The organism is Streptomyces sp. GDS52 (assembly GCF_052246875.1).
GTDB lineage: Bacteria > Actinomycetota > Actinomycetes > Streptomycetales > Streptomycetaceae > Streptomyces > Streptomyces cathayae.
Genome location: NZ_CM125966.1, coordinates 2,931,651 through 2,948,620, shown reverse-complemented (window position 1 = coordinate 2,948,620; position 16,970 = coordinate 2,931,651). Strand labels below are relative to the sequence as shown.

General features: G+C 69.1%; 15 protein-coding genes and 1 tRNA gene. 14 read left to right on the top strand and 2 right to left on the bottom strand.

The window, feature by feature from the left end:
• Positions 1-76: 76 nt before the first annotated feature.
• The 4 genes from ACTWJ9_RS13285 (at position 77) to ACTWJ9_RS13270 (ending at position 3,773) form a co-directional block, all read left to right on the top strand.
• Positions 77-646, top strand: a complete 570-nt coding sequence (locus ACTWJ9_RS13285; RefSeq protein WP_279334465.1) for a TetR/AcrR family transcriptional regulator — start codon at positions 77-79, stop codon at positions 644-646.
• Positions 647-745: 99 nt separating this feature from the next.
• On the top strand, positions 746-2,188 hold the full coding sequence (locus tag ACTWJ9_RS13280; RefSeq protein WP_443295882.1) for a DHA2 family efflux MFS transporter permease subunit: 1,443 nt from the start codon (positions 746-748) through the stop codon (positions 2,186-2,188).
• Positions 2,189-2,250: 62 nt separating this feature from the next.
• Entirely contained in the window at positions 2,251-2,631 is a 381-nt protein-coding gene (locus ACTWJ9_RS13275; protein WP_279334464.1) for a DUF3291 domain-containing protein, read from the top strand.
• 86 nt (positions 2,632-2,717) lie between these two features.
• Positions 2,718-3,773, top strand: coding sequence for a UDP-N-acetylmuramate dehydrogenase (locus ACTWJ9_RS13270; RefSeq protein WP_279334463.1), 1,056 nt, complete (start codon positions 2,718-2,720; stop codon positions 3,771-3,773).
• A 38-nt stretch (positions 3,774-3,811) separates the two neighbouring features.
• On the opposite strand, the gene ACTWJ9_RS13265 is transcribed toward ACTWJ9_RS13270, so the two are convergent.
• Positions 3,812-4,852: an adenosine deaminase gene (locus tag ACTWJ9_RS13265; protein WP_279334462.1), complete on the bottom strand. Its 1,041-nt coding sequence runs from the start codon at positions 4,850-4,852 to the stop codon at positions 3,812-3,814.
• Positions 4,853-4,995: 143 nt separating this feature from the next.
• Positions 4,996-6,222 (bottom strand): pyridoxal phosphate-dependent aminotransferase, encoded by a 1,227-nt coding sequence (locus ACTWJ9_RS13260; RefSeq protein WP_279334461.1) that lies wholly within the window; start codon positions 6,220-6,222, stop codon positions 4,996-4,998.
• Positions 6,223-6,492: 270 nt separating this feature from the next.
• On the opposite strand from ACTWJ9_RS13260, the gene ACTWJ9_RS13255 reads away from it, so the two are divergent.
• From ACTWJ9_RS13255 to rpoB, 10 genes are all read left to right on the top strand, one after another.
• A tRNA-Trp gene (locus ACTWJ9_RS13255) sits at positions 6,493-6,565 on the top strand.
• A 108-nt stretch (positions 6,566-6,673) separates the two neighbouring features.
• Positions 6,674-6,961 carry a preprotein translocase subunit SecE gene (secE, locus tag ACTWJ9_RS13250; RefSeq protein WP_279334460.1) on the top strand — a complete coding sequence of 96 codons (288 nt, stop codon included), beginning with the start codon at positions 6,674-6,676 and terminating at the stop codon, positions 6,959-6,961.
• An 81-nt stretch (positions 6,962-7,042) separates the two neighbouring features.
• Entirely contained in the window at positions 7,043-7,879 is an 837-nt protein-coding gene (nusG, locus tag ACTWJ9_RS13245; protein ID WP_279334459.1) for a transcription termination/antitermination protein NusG, read from the top strand.
• Between the two features lie 207 nt (positions 7,880-8,086).
• Positions 8,087-8,521, top strand: coding sequence for a 50S ribosomal protein L11 (gene rplK / locus ACTWJ9_RS13240; RefSeq protein ID WP_279334458.1), 435 nt, complete (start codon positions 8,087-8,089; stop codon positions 8,519-8,521).
• An 84-nt stretch (positions 8,522-8,605) separates the two neighbouring features.
• On the top strand, positions 8,606-9,331 hold the full coding sequence (rplA, locus tag ACTWJ9_RS13235) for a 50S ribosomal protein L1 (RefSeq protein ID WP_279334457.1): 726 nt from the start codon (positions 8,606-8,608) through the stop codon (positions 9,329-9,331).
• Between the two features lie 169 nt (positions 9,332-9,500).
• Positions 9,501-10,472, top strand: coding sequence for a hypothetical protein (locus ACTWJ9_RS13230; protein ID WP_443295744.1), 972 nt, complete (start codon positions 9,501-9,503; stop codon positions 10,470-10,472).
• Between the two features lie 146 nt (positions 10,473-10,618).
• A complete protein-coding gene (locus ACTWJ9_RS13225) occupies positions 10,619-11,452 on the top strand; it encodes an LppX_LprAFG lipoprotein (RefSeq protein ID WP_279334455.1) in 834 nt (277 codons plus the stop codon).
• A 318-nt stretch (positions 11,453-11,770) separates the two neighbouring features.
• Entirely contained in the window at positions 11,771-12,301 is a 531-nt protein-coding gene (gene rplJ / locus ACTWJ9_RS13220) for a 50S ribosomal protein L10 (RefSeq protein ID WP_279334454.1), read from the top strand.
• A gap of 138 nt (positions 12,302-12,439) precedes the next feature.
• Positions 12,440-12,823, top strand: a complete 384-nt coding sequence (rplL, locus tag ACTWJ9_RS13215) for a 50S ribosomal protein L7/L12 (RefSeq protein WP_279334453.1) — start codon at positions 12,440-12,442, stop codon at positions 12,821-12,823.
• Positions 12,824-13,449: 626 nt separating this feature from the next.
• Positions 13,450-16,935: a DNA-directed RNA polymerase subunit beta gene (gene rpoB / locus ACTWJ9_RS13210; protein WP_279334452.1), complete on the top strand. Its 3,486-nt coding sequence runs from the start codon at positions 13,450-13,452 to the stop codon at positions 16,933-16,935.
• The last annotated feature ends 35 nt before the right edge of the window (positions 16,936-16,970 follow it).

Sequence of the window (16,970 nt, the reverse complement as noted above, 5' to 3'; positions counted from 1 at the left end):
GGAGCCCGCCGTTCCGGTTCCTTCCGCCGAGTCTCACCTCTTGACGTAGTTAGTGAGTGAGTACTAACTTCGCTGCATGGTCAGGATGAGTGCGGAGGAGCGGCGCGAGAGCATCGTCCGCGCGGCGAGCGCCGAGTTCGCCCGCGGCGGCTACCACGGCACGTCGACCGAGGCGATCGCCCGGCGGGTCGGCGTCTCGCAGCCGTATCTCTTCCGGCTCTTCCCGGGCAAGAAGGCCATCTTCCTGGCCGCGGCGGAGCGCTGCGTGGCGGACACCATCCGCATGTTCACGGAGGCGTCCGAGGGGCTGGAGGGCGAGGCGGCCCTGCACGCCATGGCGAGCGCCTACACGCGGACCATCGCGGAACGCCCCGAGCTGCTGATGATGCAGATGCAGATGTACCTCGCGGTGGCGGCCGCCGAGCAGGAGGGCGACCACGAGTTCGGCGAGACGGTCCGTGCCGGTTGGCTGCGGCTGTGGGACGTCGTCCACCTCGCGCTGGGAGCCGACGTCGGCGAGACGACGGATTTCATGGCGCACGGCATGCTCATCAACTGTCTGGCCGCCATGGGGTTCCCGGCCGGGCACCGGGTCTGGGAAGGGCTCGATCCGTCGGCGCTGCTCAGGGACGCGCCGGAGGGATAGCGGAGGGGGAAGGGGCGGGAGGCCGGCGCCGCCTTTTCATGAGCACGAAAGTTAGTCATCAATAACTAACAAGATCATCCCCTGGGGGCGATGACACAGATGACACGACAGACCACCGCACGCGACGGGACGGCCGTCTGGGCCCTCGTCATCACCAGCGTCGCCGGCTTCATGGCGGCCCTCGACAACCTCGTCGTCACCACCGCCCTGCCCTCCATCCGCGAGGACCTGGGCGGCGCCCTGCACGACCTGGAATGGACCGTGAGCGCCTACACGCTCACCTTCGCCGTCCTGCTGATGTTCGGTGCGGCCCTCGGCGACCGCTTCGGCCGCCGCCGGCTCTTCATCGCCGGAATCACCGTCTTCACCGCGGCCTCCGCCGCAGCGGCCATGGCACCCGGCATCGACTCCCTGATCGCCGCCCGCGCGGTGCAGGGCGCCGGCGCCGCGGTCATGATGCCCCTCACCCTCACCCTGCTCACGGCGGCCGTGCCCGAAGCCCGGCGCGGCACGGCGTACGGCATCTGGGGTGCCGTGCACGGCCTCGCCGTGGCCTCGGGGCCACTGGTCGGCGGCAGCCTCACCGAGCACATCTCCTGGCAGTGGATCTTCTGGCTGAACGTCCCGCTCGGCCTGGCCCTCATCCCGCTGGCCCGCCTGCGCCTCGCCGAGTCCCACGGCACCGGAGCCCCGCTCGACCTGCCCGGCACCCTGCTCGCCGGTGGCGGCCTCTTCGGCATCGTCTACGGCCTGGTCCGCGGGCCCGTCGACGGCTGGACCGGCACCGTCGTCCTGACCGGCCTGTTCACCGGGACGGCACTGCTCGTCGGCTTCGTCCACCACGGCGTCCGGGCCAAGAACCCCATGCTGCCGATGCGGCTGTTCCGCTCCCGCGCCTTCTCCGGCATCAACGCGGCGAGCCTGCTGATGTTCCTCGGCATGTTCGGCTCGATCTTCCTGCTCAGCCAGTACATGCAGGGCGTACTCGGCTACTCGCCCACCGAGGCGGGCCTGCGGATGCTGCCCTGGACCGGCATGCCGATGCTCGTCGCCCCGATCGCCGGCCTCCTCTCCGACCGCGTCGGCGGCCGTCCGGTCGTCGCCACGGGCCTGTTCCTGCAGGCGCTCGGTCTCGCCCACCTCGCGGTGGTGGCGACGGCCGACGCCTCCTATGCCGCCCAGCTGCCCGCCCTGGTCGTCAGCGGCATCGGCATGGCGCTGTACTTCGCCCCGGCCGCCAACCTGATGATGTCCAGCGTCCGCCCGAAGGAACAGGGCATCGCCTCCGGAGCCCACAACGCCCTGCGCGAGGTGGGCGGCGTACTCGGCATCGCGATCATGGCGTCGATCTTCGCGGGCCGGGGCGGCTACGAGTCCGGCCAGGCCTTCGTCGACGGCATGCGGCCGGCGCTGGTCACCGGCGCCGCGGCAGTCGCCCTCGCGGGCATCGCGACTCTGTTCATACCGGGCCGCAGGCCCGCCGCCCCCCGCCCGCCCTCGGCCGCTCCGATGCCGGAGACGGCGCTGGAAACGGCCTCCTGAACACCCCGAAGCGCCACGCACCCGCGCACCCGCGCCCACTCCCACCACGGAAGGACCCGGCCATGCCCACCCTCCCCTGGACCGTCCCGAACACCCCGCCGCCCCACATCGACGTGCACGTCTTCGCCTCCCGCTTCGAGACCCGCACCCTCTGGGGAGCCCTGCGCTTCCTCCTCAGGACGCCCGGAGTGTGGCGGCAGGTCAGCAGGGCTCCCGGCGCGTACGGAGCCGCCTTGAAGGCGGAGCCGCTGCGCCGGACCTTCTGGACCCTGTCCGCCTGGGAGTCCGAGAAGGCCCTCGGCGAGTTCGCCCGTACCGGCCCGCACGGGCCGACCGCCCGAGGGCTCGCCGCGCAGATGCGCGGCGCCGAGTTCGCCGGCTGGACCGCGAAGAGCGAGGACCTCCCCGTCGACTGGACCGAGGTGCGGCGCCGCCTCTCCTGAAGACACGCGAAGGCACGCGTGTGAAGGCACGCGCGTGCCCACCGCCCCCGCCGGCCCGTTCCGGCGGGGGCCTTAGTCTTGAGCCCGTGCAGGAACTCCACGACGCTCCCCTCGCCCCGCTGACCACGTTCCGCCTGGGCGGACCCGCGACCAGGCTGGTCACCGCGACGACCGACGACGAGGTGATCGCCGTCGTCCGCCAGGCCGACGCCGACGGCACGCCCCTGCTGCTCATCGGCGGCGGCTCGAACCTGGTCGTCGGCGACAAGGGCTTCGACGGCACCGCGCTCGTCGTCGCCACCCAGGGCGTCACCCTCGACGGCACCCGCCTGGAACTGGCGGCGGGTGAGGTGTGGACCGACGCCGTCGCCCGCACCGTGGAGGCCGGACTGGCCGGCATCGAATGCCTGGCCGGCATCCCCGGCTCGGCGGGCGCGACCCCGATCCAGAACGTCGGCGCGTACGGCCAGGAAGTCTCCTCCACGATCACCGAGGTGGTCGCCTACGACCGCACCACCGGTGAGACGGTCACCCTGGCCAACGAGGAGTGCGCCTTCTCCTACCGCCACAGCCGCTTCAAGGCCCACCCCGAGCGCTACGTCGTCCTGCGGGTCCGCTTCGACCTGGAGGACGCCGGCGGCCTCTCCGGTCCCGTGAAGTACGCCGAGACGGCCCGCGCCCTCGGCGTGGAACAGGGCGACCGCGTCCCCCTGGCCGCGGCCCGCGAGACGGTGCTGGGGCTCCGCGCGGGCAAGGGCATGGTCCTGGACCCCGCGGACCACGACACCTGGTCGGCCGGCTCCTTCTTCACCAACCCCATCCTGACCACGGCGGAGTTCACGGCCTTCCGGACCCGGGCGCGGCAGCTCCTCGGCCCCGGCACGGAGCCCCCCGCGTACCCCGCGGGCGAGGGCCGCACCAAGACCTCCGCCGCCTGGCTGATCGACAAGGCCGGCTTCACCAAGGGCTACGGCGACGGCCCGGCCCGCATCTCCACCAAGCACACCCTCGCCCTCACCAACCGCGGCCACGCGACCACCGAGGACCTCCTGACCCTCGCCCGCGAGGTCGTGGCCGGCGTCCACCGGACCTTCGGCATCACCCTCACCAACGAGCCGGTGACCGTGGGCGTCACCCTCTGACCGCCGGCCCCCTCAGCCAGGGCCCCTCCGCCGCGCCCTCATGTCCCCGGCCCCACCAGCCACGCGTCGATCCCCGCCAGCAGCTCCGCCTTGACGTCCTCCGGTGCCACTGACCCCCGCACCGACTGCCGCGCCAGCTCCGCCAGCTCCGCGTCCGTGAACCCGTGGTACCGGCGCGCGATCTCGTACTGCGCCGCCAGCCGCGAGCCGAACAGCAACGGATCGTCCGCCCCCAGCGCGAGCGGCACGCCCGCCTCGAACAGCCGCCGCAACGGCACGTCCCCCGGCTTCTCGTACACCCCCAGCGCCACATTCGACGCCGGGCACACCTCGCACGTCACCTGCCGGTCCGCGAGCCGCTGCAGCAGCCGAGGGTCCTCCGCCGCCCGCACCCCGTGCCCGATCCGGTCGGCCTCCAGGTCGTCCAGGCAGTCGCGCACGGACGCGGGTCCGGTCAGCTCACCCCCGTGCGGCGCCGACAGCAGCCCGCCGTCGCGCGCGATGGCGAACGCCCGGTCGAAGTCCCGGGCCATTCCGCGCCGCTCGTCGTTGGACAGGCCGAACCCGACGACCCCCCGGTCGGCGTACCGCACCGCCAGCCGGGCCAGCGTGCGCGCGTCCAGGTGGTGCTTCATCCGGTTCGCGGCGACCAGCACCCTGATCCCGAGCCCGGTGTCCCGCCGCGCCACGTCCACCGCGTCCAGGATGATCTCCAGCGCCGGAATCAGCCCGCCCAGCCGCGGTGCGTACGACGTGGGGTCCACCTGGATCTCCAGCCAGCCCGAGCCGTCCTTCAGGTCCTCCTCCGCCGCCTCCAGCACCAGCCGGTAGATGTCCTCCGGCTCCCTCAGGCAGGAGCGGGCGGCGTCGTACAGCCGCTGGAACCGGAACCAGCCCCGCTCGTCCGTGGCCCGCAGACTCGGTGGTTCCCCGCTGGTCAGCGCCTCGGTCAGCGTCTCGGGGAGGCGCACGCCGTACTTGTCGGCCAGCTCCAGCACGGTGGCGGGCCGCATCGACCCGGTGAAGTGCAGGTGCAGGTGGGCTTTCGGCAGCAGGGAGACATCACGTACACGTTCCATTCCAGGATGGTGCCGCACGTCCCGGCAGCCCCGGTAGCGCTTTCCCTGAACGTGGTCTTGCTCGCACACGAGCCCTAGTGAACGGAAGCGGGCCGCCTCCCGCGAGGGGAGGCGGCCCGCCGGGGCAACCGCGGTGGGTGGGTTCAGTCCCGTGCCTCCGCCAGCAGCTTCTGGATCCGGCTCACGCCCTCCACCAGGTCCTCGTCGCCCAGCGCGTAGGACAACCGCAGGTACCCCGGGGTGCCGAAGGCCTCACCGGGTACGACCGCGACCTCGACCTCCTCCAGGATGAGCGCGGCCAGTTCGACGGAGTTCTGCGGCCGCTTGCCCCGGATCTCCTTGCCGATCAGGGCCTTCACCGACGGGTAGGCGTAGAACGCGCCCTCGGGCTCCGGGCAGACCACGCCGTCGATCTCGTTGAGCATCCGCACGATGGTCCGGCGCCGGCGGTCGAAGGCCTCACGCATCGTGGCGACCGCGTCCAGGGAGCCGGAGACCGCGGCCAGCGCCGCCACCTGGGCGACGTTGGACACGTTCGACGTGGCGTGGGACTGGAGGTTGGTCGCCGCCTTCACGACGTCCTTCGGGCCGATGATCCAGCCGACCCGCCAGCCGGTCATCGCGTACGTCTTGGCGACGCCGTTGACCACGATGCACTTGTCCCGCAGCTCGGGCAGGACGGCGGGCAGCGAGGTGAAGACGGCGTCGCCGTAGACCAGGTGCTCGTAGATCTCGTCGGTCAGCACCCACAGCCCGTGCTCGACCGCCCAGCGGCCGATCGCCTCGGCGTCCTCGGCGCTGTAGACCGCGCCGGTGGGGTTGGAGGGGGAGACGAACAGGACGACCTTGGTCCTCTCCGTCCGCGCGGCCTCCAGCTGCTCCACGCTGACCCGGTAGCCGGTCGTCTCGTCGGCGACGACCTCGACCGGGACACCGCCGGCCAGCCGGATCGACTCCGGGTACGTCGTCCAGTACGGCGCCGGGACGATGACCTCGTCCCCCGGGTCGAGGATCGCGGCGAAGGCCTCGTAGATGGCCTGCTTGCCGCCGTTGGTGACGAGGACCTGCGCGGGGTCCACCTCGTAGCCGGAGTCGCGCAGCGTCTTCGCGGCGATCGCGGCCTTCAGCTCGGGCAGTCCGCCGGCCGGCGTGTACCGGTGGTACTTCGGGTTCCTGCACGCCTCGATCGCGGCGTCGACGATGTAGTCCGGAGTCGGGAAGTCGGGTTCACCGGCGCCGAAGCCGATCACCGGACGCCCGGCGGCCTTGAGGGCTTTGGCCTTGGCGTCCACGGCGAGGGTGGCGGACTCGGAGATCGCACCGACGCGGGCGGAGACCCGGCGCTCGGTGGGAGGGGTTGCAGCGCTCATGGACCCATCGTTCCAGACCGGAAACCCACCCGGCACGGGGGTTTCACGGACTGAACAGGTACCGGTAAACCGCTGAACACCAGTCCGTATCCGTTCTTCCGGAGCCCCGCGGCCTGGACGATCTTGCATCGGAAGACCCGTCACGGGCGCTTTCTGTTCGACGCCCGGCGCCGGAACACGTACACTCACACCTCGTTGGCCTTCTCCGGCCGCGCTCGCCGGGTGCACACCAAGCATCCGTGTGAATGCGGTACGTTGGGGGACACACAAAGGGTCGTAGCTCAATTGGTAGAGCACTGGTCTCCAAAACCAGCGGTTGGGGGTTCGAGTCCCTCCGGCCCTGCTGCACACACCTCAGCCAGGATGTGTACGCATGTACGTACAGCAATGCATCGCCGTGCGGCTCATACCGGGCGCGGCACGGCCACGACCCGGAATCAGGTGAGGACGAGTGACGGACGCCGTGGGCTCCATCGACATGCCTGATGCCGAGGACGATACGCCGGACGCCAGGAAGAAGAACCGCAGGGGCGGCAAGCGGGCCAAGAAGGGCCCACTGAAGCGTCTCGCGCTCTTCTACCGGCAGATTGTGGCGGAGCTTCGTAAGGTCGTCTGGCCGACCCGTAGCCAGTTGTCGTCGTACACCACCGCAGTGATCATCTTCGTGGTCTTCATGATCGGCCTGGTCACTTTGTTCGACTACGGTTTCGGTCACGCCGCCAAGTACGTCTTCGGCTGAGCCGCCAGCGAAGAGCGCCGAGGTACCCGGCGCTCATTTTCGCGTGTTCCACCCCTATGTATCCAGGAAGAAGCAGCCACCGTGTCTGACCCGAACGTGAACGACGCCGTTGAGCCTCGCGGCGAAGGGGCCGAGTCCGTCGAGGACGAGCTCGACGCCGTCGAGGACGCGGACAGCGAGGTCTCCGGGACCTCCGCCGAGGTCGAGGCTGCCGACGCCGCCGCGGACGAGACCGAGGAAGCCGACGCCGCCGGGGAGACCGACGGAACCGAGGAAGCCGCCGGGGAGGTCGAGGACGTCCGTGACCCGGTGGAGAAGCTCCGCGAGGAACTGCGGGCACTGCCCGGCGAGTGGTACGTCATCCACACCTACGCGGGCTACGAGAAGCGCGTGAAGGCCAACCTGGAGCAGCGGGCCGTCTCGCTCAACGTCGAGGACCTCGTCTATCAGGCCGAGGTGCCCGAGGAAGAGATCGTCCAGATCAAGAACGGCGAGCGTAAGACGGTCAAGCAGAACAAGCTGCCCGGCTACGTCCTGGTCCGCATGGACCTCACCGACCAGTCCTGGGGCGCGGTGCGTCACACGCCGGGTGTCACGGGCTTCGTCGGTGACGCCTTCAACCCGTACCCGTTGACCCTGGACGAGATCGTCAAGATGCTGGCCCCGGAGGCCGAGGAGAAGGCCGCCCGTGAGGCCGCCGAGGCCGAGGGCAAGCCGGTTCCGCAGCGCAAGGTCGAGGTCCAGGTGCTGGACTTCGAGGTCGGCGACTCGGTCACCGTCACCGACGGTCCGTTCGCCACGCTCCAGGCGACCATCAACGAGATCAACCCGGACTCCAAGAAGGTCAAGGGCCTGGTGGAGATCTTCGGCCGCGAGACGCCGGTCGAGCTCTCCTTCGACCAGATCCAGAAGAACTGACCCACCCCGAACCGCCGGCTCTGCCGGCTCCGCTGGGCAGAGTCCAGGACAACCGCTTCCGCGCAGGTCAGGCGAACGCTCAGGCGCCCGCCTGACCTGCGCGGTTTTTGGCCGCACATCCATACCCGCTATCGTTGTGCGGTATGCCTGCGTCCGGGCTGGTCCCGTCGCGCAGGCAGGACCCGAATGGAAAGGACCCGGAGAGCCATGCCTCCCAAGAAGAAGAAGGTCACGGGGCTCATCAAGCTCCAGATCCAGGCCGGTGCCGCCAACCCGGCTCCGCCGGTCGGCCCCGCGCTGGGTCAGCACGGCGTCAACATCATGGAGTTCTGCAAGGCCTACAACGCCGCGACCGAGTCGCAGCGTGGCTGGGTCATCCCGGTGGAGATCACGGTCTACGAGGACCGTTCCTTCACCTTCATCACCAAGACTCCGCCGGCCGCCAAGATGATCCTCAAGGCCGCGGGTGTGGACAAGGGCTCCGGCGAGCCGCACCTGACCAAGGTCGCGAAGATCACGCGTGACCAGGTCCGCGAGATCGCCACCACCAAGCTGCCCGACCTCAACGCCAACGACCTGGACGCCGCCGAGAAGATCATCGCCGGCACCGCCCGTTCCATGGGCGTCACGGTCGAGGGCTGATCTCCACCCCCGTAAGCCAGGCAGAAGTGTGGAAGGGCCCGCTCGGCCCGGACCACGACTCCTAAGAACCCACAGGAGCTTTAAGTGAGCAAGCGCAGCAAGTCTCTCCGCGCTGCGGACGCCAAGATCGACCGGGAGAAGCTGTACGCCCCGCTCGAGGCCGTCCGTCTCGCCAAGGAGACCTCCACGTCCAAGTTCGACGGCACCGTCGAGGTCGCCTTCCGTCTGGGTGTCGACCCGCGTAAGGCCGACCAGATGGTCCGTGGCACCGTGAACCTCCCGCACGGCACCGGCAAGACCGCCCGGGTCCTGGTCTTCGCGACCGGCGACCGTGCCGAGGCCGCGCGTGCCGCGGGCGCCGACATCGTCGGCGCCGACGAACTGATCGACGAGGTGTCGAAGGGCCGTCTGGACTTCGACGCCGTCGTCGCCACCCCGGACCTCATGGGCAAGGTCGGCCGCCTCGGCCGCGTGCTCGGTCCCCGTGGTCTCATGCCGAACCCCAAGACCGGCACCGTGACCCCGGACGTCACCAAGGCCGTCACCGAGATCAAGGGTGGCAAGATCGAGTTCCGCGTCGACAAGCACTCGAACCTGCACTTCATCATCGGCAAGACGTCCTTCGACGAGACCAAGCTGGTGGAGAACTACGGCGCCGCGCTGGACGAGATCCTCCGTCTGAAGCCGTCCGCCGCGAAGGGCCGCTACATCAAGAAGGCCGGGATGACCACCACGATGGGTCCCGGCATTCCGCTCGACCCGAACCGCACCCGCAACCTCCTCGTCGAGGAGGACCCGGCGGCGGTCTGAGCCTGACGGCTCGTCCCGATCGGTCACGGGCCCCGTGTCCGCAGCGTCCCTGCTGCGGGTGCGGGGCCCGTTCCGGTTCCGGTAGGTGTGCCGGGTGGTCTGCGCTACGGTGCGACCACGGGGTTCGCACGGGAGAGAGTGGGGGCGCGCAGGGGTGGGACCGGGACCGATGACGATCACGACCGTGCGCCGTACGGGACTCGTGCTCGCGGCGACGGTCGCGCTCACGGCGCTGACCACGCTGACCGTGATCTCCGCCTGCACCTCCTCGGCCGTCCTCGGCCCTTCCGGCTCGGCCGGCCCTTCCGGCGATCGTGGTGCCGACACCGACACCGACACCGGCGCCGGACAGCGGGACGAGGCGTCCCGCCTGCGGTCCGTCATGGCGCTGCGGTCCGCCGAACGCTCCACCGCCGGCGCCGGGTCCGCCCGCGTCGAGTCCACCACGGCCATGGGCTCGCTGATGTCCATGACGGCCGACGGCACCCTCGCCTGGGGTGACGGCCTCGTCGGCACCCTGACCATCACGTACACGGACGGCGCGGTGGCCGACGCCATGCGCCGCCTCGGCAGCACGTCGATGGAGGCCCGCTATCTGCCCGACGCCTACTACGCGCGCGTGGGCGACACGTTCGCCGCGCGGACGGGCGGCGGGCCCTGGATCCGGTACGGCCACGACGACCTCGAGGACGTCGCAGGCGGCGGAGCCGCCGGTCTCGGGGACCAGATCCGCGGCTTCACCCCCCAGCAGTGCGTGAAGCTGCTGCTGGCCTCCGGCGACGTGCGGAGGGTCGGTGAGGAACGGGTACGGGGCACACCCGCCACGCGCTACTCGGGCACGGTGGAGCCGGCCCGCCTGAAGACCCGGAACCCGGGCCCCGGGACGGGACGCTCGGCCGAACTGGCGGATCTGACGCAGCAGTTGATCAGGGCCGGGGTCACCACCCAGACGGTGGACGTCTGGGTCGACGACCGGGACCTGCTGGTCAAGAAGGTGGAACGGGCGAAGACGGCGACGGGCCGGCTCACCCAGACCGCGTACTACGCCGACTACGGCGTGAAGGTGACGACCGAGGCTCCCCCCGCCGCCGACACCCAGGACGCCACGGACGTCCTGGACGGCCCTCGCGCCGCCCCCTGAGCCCGCCCGCCCGCCGCATCCCCGGGCCCTACGGGAGCCTCCGGCAGAACTCGAAGGCCGCTGTCAGAGGTGTGGGATAGGGTCAAAACCCTTGCTGTGTACAAGCTATGTGTTCCCTGGGGGGAACCGAGGACCTGGGGGATTCGATGAGAAATTCCGTACCTGCTGCCGGACTCACCGCACTCGTTCTTGCGGCCGGCGCGGTCGGCTGTTCCGGTGGCTCCGAGGAGTCGCCCGAGATGACGCCGGCGGCGGCCGTGGCCAAGGCGGCGAAGAACAGCGAGGACATCACGTCCTTCCGGTACACGATGACCGGTCAGGTCCCGGCACAGGGCAAGATCGAGGCCGAGGCGTCGATGCGGGTCAAGCCCGATGTCGCCATGAGCATGCAGATGACGGCGCCCGACGCGGGCACCCAGGGCAAGGTGGAGATCCGGCTCGTCGACAAGGCCATGTACATCGGCGGCGGCGCCGAGATGGCCAAGGAGATGGACGGCAAGAGCTGGATGAAGTTCGACATGGCCGAACTCGGCGCCGACGCGGAGCTGAACGAGCTCGGCACCCCCGGCCAGGCCGAGCAGAACCCGGCCGCCGAGTCGACCTTCCTCACCGGCGCCAAGGACGTGAAGAAGGTCGGCACCGAGAAGATCGACGGGGTCGAGACCACCCACTACTCGGGCACCATCACCCTCGACGACCTGCGCGACTCGCTCAAGAAGAAGGACGCCAAGGCCGCCGAGACCGGCGAGAAGAGCATCGAGCAGTACGAGAAGATGGGCGTCGAGTCGCTCACGATGGACATGTGGGTCGACGGTGAGGACCACACCAAGCAGTTCCGGATGCGCGGCGACGCCACCCAGGGCCCGCTGGACATGACCATCAAGTTCCTCGACGTCAACAAGCCGGTGACGGTCGAGGCCCCGCCGGCCGAGGAGACCGCCGACCTGGCCGAGATGATGAAGGAAGCGGAGCAGGGCTGACCGGCCCGGACCGGACCGGCGAACCGGCCCCGGGGAACGGATTTGCCTCGCGGCGATCCGTTCCCGTACTCTCCTGAAGAAGCCAAAGACCGCTGGTTGTTGCCGCGCCCTCGTCAGGGAGTGCGGTGGCCGAAGGATCCGCTGAACTGCGGACGGCCCGCGCAGGTGACAGTGGAAGAGTTCCCGGAATTCGCTGCCGCGAGGATGCGAATCACCGGTTGAGCCTCGCCCCGTGCGCCTGCGCCCGGGGCGTTTCGTTTTCCCAGTCCTCCTTCGGGTCCGCGCGGTCCGAATCACCCGGAAGGAGGCCGAGACTCTATGGCGAGGCCCGACAAGGCTGCTGCGGTTGCCGAGCTGACGGACAAGTTCCGCAGCTCCAACGCCGCCGTGCTGACCGAGTACCGCGGTCTCACCGTGGCGCAGCTCAAGACGCTGCGTCGTTCGCTCGGTGAGAACGCCCAGTACGCCGTGGTGAAGAACACGCTGACCAAGATTGCGGCCGACGAGGCCGGGATCACGCTGGACGACCAGCTCTTCGCTGGTCCGACGGCGGTCGCCTTCGTCACCGGTGACCCGGTGGAGTCGGCGAAGGGTCTCCGTGACTTCGCCAAGGACAACCCGAATCTCGTCATCAAGGGCGGTGTCCTTGACGGCAAGGCGCTGTCCGCCGACGAGATCAAGAAGCTTGCGGACCTCGAGTCCCGCGAGGTTCTGCTCTCCAAGCTGGCCGGTGCCTTCAAGGGCAAGCAGTCCCAGGCTGCTCAGCTCTTCCAGGCGCTGCCGTCGAAGCTCGTCCGCACCGTGGACGCGCTCCGTGCCAAGCAGGACGAGCAGGGCGGTGCCGAGTAATTCGGCTCGCTTTCCGACCCTCACCGCATGAGGTGAGGGTCGACGCGGGCCCGACGTCTACGCAGTAATGCCGTAAGGCACACGCCCGCCTCACCCAGTACATCCGGCATCTGCCGATTTAGCGGAAGGACCGCCATCATGGCGAAGCTCACCCAGGACGAGCTGCTGGCCCAGTTCGAGGGCATGACCCTCATCGAGCTCTCCGAGTTCGTGAAGGCCTTCGAGGAGAAGTTCGACGTCACCGCCGCCGCCGCGGTCGCCGTCGCCGGCCCGGCCGGCCCGGCCGCCCCGGTCGAGCAGGCCGAGGAGAAGGACGAGTTCGACGTCATCCTCACCGGTGCCGGCGACAAGAAGATCCAGGTCATCAAGGTCGTGCGCGAGCTGACCTCCCTCGGCCTGAAGGAGGCCAAGGACCTGGTCGACGGCGCCCCGAAGCCCGTCGTCGAGAAGGTCAACAAGGAAGCCGCCGACAAGGCCAAGGAGGCCCTCGAGGGCGCCGGCGCCTCCGTCGAGGTCAAGTAAGACCTTCCGGGTCCGACAGGACTCCTGCGGCCCGGCTGAGCCGGTTCCGCACCGCGTCCAGCGGGACGTGTAACGCGCAAGCGCCGAGGAGCGATCATCCAACCGGGTGGTCGCTCCTCGGTGTGTCCGGGGCCCGGCGGCGGCTGCCTTGCCCCCGGGACGGCGGGGGGTATGGTGATCTTCGATGCGGACCTCCGCGGGCCGCGAAGAATCGCCTGTTGAGAGGCGGTTCGGGCAAGGGGGGCCTTGACGAACCGCACGCAGCGCGCAATTCTCAGGACGCGTCGTCACAAGGATCCGAATCCGAGGCATGGATCGACGGCGAAGAGGGCAGGATCACGGTGCGTCGAGGGCACGAGCGTGCCGCAGGAGTTGAGAACAACGAGGGCCTTTGAGGGTCTCGAAAACCCGCACTGGACATCAGTGTGCCAAGTGGCTACACTGACCCTTTGCGCTGCCTGTTAGCTGTCCCCTGCCCGTCACCAGGGGTCTGCCCTCACTTGAGCACAGACGATCAGACCTCTCTGACCTGGCCTTTTCCGGTCGGACGGAGAAGCGTCCGACATCGTGTCCCGTGGGGGGCCGGCACGCGCGTAGTGAGTCCGAGCCCTCGGAAGGACCCCCTCTTGGCCGCCTCGCGCAATGCCTCGACCGCGAATACGAACAACGCTGCCAGCACCGCCCCGCTGCGCATCTCCTTTGCAAAGATCAAGGAGCCCCTCGAGGTTCCGAACCTTCTCGCGCTGCAGACCGAGAGCTTCGACTGGCTGCTCGGCAACGACGCCTGGAAGGCTCGCGTCGAGGCCGCTCTGGACAGCGGTCAGGACGTCCCCACCAAGTCCGGTCTGGAGGAGATCTTCGAGGAGATCTCCCCGATCGAGGACTTCTCCGGGTCGATGTCGCTGACCTTCCGCGATCACCGCTTCGAGCCGCCGAAGAACTCCATCGACGAGTGCAAGGACCGTGACTTCACGTACGCGGCGCCGCTCTTCGTCACCGCCGAGTTCACCAACAACGAGACCGGCGAGATCAAGTCCCAGACCGTCTTCATGGGCGACTTCCCGCTCATGACGAACAAGGGCACCTTCGTCATCAACGGCACCGAGCGTGTCGTGGTGTCGCAGCTGGTCCGTTCGCCGGGTGTCTACTTCGACTCCAGCATCGACAAGACGTCCGACAAGGACATCTTCTCCGCCAAGATCATCCCGTCCCGGGGTGCCTGGCTGGAGATGGAGATCGACAAGCGCGACATGGTCGGCGTCCGCGTCGACCGCAAGCGCAAGCAGTCCGTCACCGTCCTGCTCAAGGCGCTCGGCTGGACCACCGAGCAGATCCTCGAGGAGTTCGGCGAGTACGAGTCCATGCGCGCCACCCTGGAGAAGGACCACACCCAGGGCCAGGACGACGCGCTGCTCGACATCTACCGCAAGCTGCGTCCGGGCGAGCCCCCCACCCGCGAGGCCGCGCAGACGCTGCTCGAGAACCTCTACTTCAACCCCAAGCGCTACGACCTGGCCAAGGTCGGCCGCTACAAGGTCAACAAGAAGCTGGGTGCCGACGCGCCGCTCGACGCGGGCGTGCTGACCGTCGAGGACGTCATCTCGACGATCAAGTACCTGGTGAAGCTGCACGCCGGTGAGATCGAGACCGTCGGTGACAGCGGCCAGACCATCGTCGTCGAGACGGACGACATCGACCACTTCGGCAACCGGCGCCTGCGCAGCGTCGGCGAGCTCATCCAGAACCAGGTCCGTACGGGTCTGGCCCGGATGGAGCGCGTCGTGCGTGAGCGCATGACCACGCAGGACGTCGAGGCGATCACGCCGCAGACCCTGATCAACATCCGGCCGGTCGTCGCCTCCATCAAGGAGTTCTTCGGCACCAGCCAGCTGTCCCAGTTCATGGACCAGAACAACCCGCTGTCCGGGCTGACGCACAAGCGTCGTCTGTCCGCGCTCGGCCCGGGTGGTCTCTCCCGTGAGCGGGCCGGCTTCGAGGTCCGTGACGTGCACCCCTCGCACTACGGCCGCATGTGCCCGATCGAGACGCCCGAAGGCCCGAACATCGGTCTGATCGGCTCGCTCGCCTCCTACGGCCGGGTCAACGCGTTCGGTTTCGTCGAGACCCCCTACCGCAACGTGAGCGACGGCCAGGTCACCGACGACGTCGACTACCTGACCGCCGACGAGGAGGACCGCTTCGTCATCGCGCAGGCCAACGCGCCGCTCACCGACGACCTGCGGTTCGCCGAGGCCCGCGTGCTGGTCCGCCGCAAGGGCGGCGAGGTCGACTACGTCAGCCCCGACGAGGTCGACTACATGGACGTCTCGCCGCGCCAGATGGTGTCGGTCGCGACCGCCATGATCCCCTTCCTCGAGCACGACGACGCCAACCGTGCCCTCATGGGCGCGAACATGATGCGTCAGGCCGTGCCGCTGATCAGGTCCGAGGCCCCGCTCGTCGGCACCGGCATGGAGTACCGCTCCGCCGCCGACGCCGGTGACGTGGTCAAGGCCGAGAAGTCGGGTGTGGTCCAGGAGGTCTCCGCGGACTACATCACCACCACCAACGACGACGGCACGTACATCACGTACCGTCTGGCCAAGTTCGCCCGCTCCAACCAGGGCACCTCGGTCAACCAGAAGGTCATCGTCAACGAGGGCGACCGCGTCGTCGAGGGCCAGGTCCTCGCCGACGGTCCGGCCACCGAGAACGGCGAGATGGCGCTCGGCAAGAACCTGCTGGTCGCGTTCATGCCGTGGGAGGGCCACAACTACGAGGACGCGATCATCCTGTCGCAGCGCCTCGTGCAGGACGACGTCCTCTCCTCGATCCACATCGAGGAGCACGAGGTCGACGCCCGTGACACCAAGCTCGGCCCCGAGGAGATCACCCGGGACATCCCGAACGTCTCCGAGGAGGTCCTCGCCGACCTCGACGAGCGCGGCATCATCCGCATCGGTGCCGAGGTCGTCGCCGGCGACATCCTCGTCGGCAAGGTCACGCCCAAGGGTGAGACCGAGCTGACCCCCGAGGAGCGCCTGCTGCGCGCGATCTTCGGTGAGAAGGCCCGTGAGGTCCGTGACACCTCGCTGAAGGTGCCGCACGGCGAGATCGGCAAGATCATCGGTGTGCGCGTCTTCGACCGCGAGGAGGGCGACGAGCTTCCCCCCGGTGTGAACCAGCTGGTGCGCGTCTACGTCGCGCAGAAGCGCAAGATCACCGACGGTGACAAGCTCGCCGGCCGCCACGGCAACAAGGGCGTCATCTCGAAGATCCTGCCGATCGAGGACATGCCGTTCCTGGAGGACGGCACCCCGGTCGACATCATCCTCAACCCGCTGGGTGTGCCGTCCCGAATGAACCCGGGACAGGTACTGGAGATCCACCTCGGCTGGCTCGCCAGCCAGGGCTGGGACGTCTCCGGCCTCGAGGCGGAGTGGGCCGAGCGCCTCCAGGTGATCGGCGCCGACCGTGTCGAGCCCCGGACGAACGTGGCGACCCCCGTCTTCGACGGTGCCCGTGAGGACGAGCTCAGCGGTCTGCTGGAGCACACCGTCCCGAACCGCGACGGCGAGCGCATGGTGCTCCCGAGCGGTAAGGCGCGGCTGTTCGACGGCCGCTCCGGTGAGCCGTTCCCGGAGCCGATCTCGATCGGCTACATGTACATCCTCAAGCTGCACCACCTGGTCGACGACAAGCTGCACGCCCGCTCGACCGGTCCGTACTCGATGATCACCCAGCAGCCGCTGGGCGGTAAGGCCCAGTTCGGTGGCCAGCGCTTCGGTGAGATGGAGGTGTGGGCGCTGGAGGCGTACGGCGCCGCATACGCCCTCCAGGAGCTGCTGACCATCAAGTCCGACGACGTCACCGGCCGTGTGAAGGTCTACGAGGCCATCGTCAAGGGCGAGAACATCCCCGAGCCGGGCATCCCCGAGTCCTTCAAGGTCCTCATCAAGGAGATGCAGTCCCTGTGCCTGAACGTGGAGGTGCTGTCCAGCGACGGCATGTCCATCGAGATGCGTGACACCGACGAGGACGTCTTCCGCGCTGCGGAGGAGCTCGGCATCGACCTGTCCCGGCGCGAGCCGAGCAGCGTCGAAGAGGTCTGACGGGAGTTTCGGTCCGGAGGTTCAGCGATGAAGAT